The organism is Streptococcus sp. UMB0029, from assembly GCF_002871495.1.
Taxonomy (GTDB): domain Bacteria; phylum Bacillota; class Bacilli; order Lactobacillales; family Streptococcaceae; genus Streptococcus.
Map to the genome: position 1 here is coordinate 1 of NZ_PNGD01000032.1, position 600 is coordinate 600.

Consider the following 600-nt stretch of genomic DNA (forward strand, 5'->3'; position numbering starts at 1 on the left):
ACCACGCGCTTTCTTAGAAATAGTTGAATGAATCTTCAGATGACCATCTTTATCCTCCATAAATTTAAAGGTCACCATCTTTTCTCTGATTTCCTTAGAAAATACAGTCTCAAACTCGGACGACAAGAGGGAGAAAATCACTTCTTCCTGCTTCACAGCTTCATCATAGGCTACCTTCCAATGGCTCTTCAAAGTCTTACCAGCGACTTTTAATTTCATTAAAAAGTCCAAACGGTAAGGGGCTATGGGTGACAAGGCTGGAATGACACCGTACAAAGCCGAGGTAATGAAGACATGATTTTCAAGATAGGCTTGTTCTGCCTCTGTCAATTTATCTCGCTTGATATGGCGGTACATGAGCCCATCAAAAAGTTTCAAGGCTGGGTAGTGTTGAGCAGTTTGTGTTTTCAAAGCTTGGATATGTTGAAATTCTTCCGCCGCCTTATCGACTGATACCTTATAAAAACTCTCCAATTGACTAGCAGAATAGAGAGCTAAGGCATCCAGAACGGTCTGACTTTCTGGTCTTAAAGGAGTTGCCTCGATCCTTGGCAAATCTGTGTTCATTTCTTTTGCTGTTGGGATTAAAATTTTCATATT

At 40.7% G+C, this 600-nt stretch carries 1 protein-coding gene; it reads right to left on the reverse strand.

Going from position 1 to position 600, the window contains the following annotated elements:
* A partial coding sequence (gene yaaA, locus CJ239_RS11495) for a peroxide stress protein YaaA (RefSeq protein WP_102211637.1) occupies window positions 1-597 on the reverse strand: 597 nt, incomplete at its 3' end.
* Window positions 598-600 lie beyond the last annotated feature (3 nt).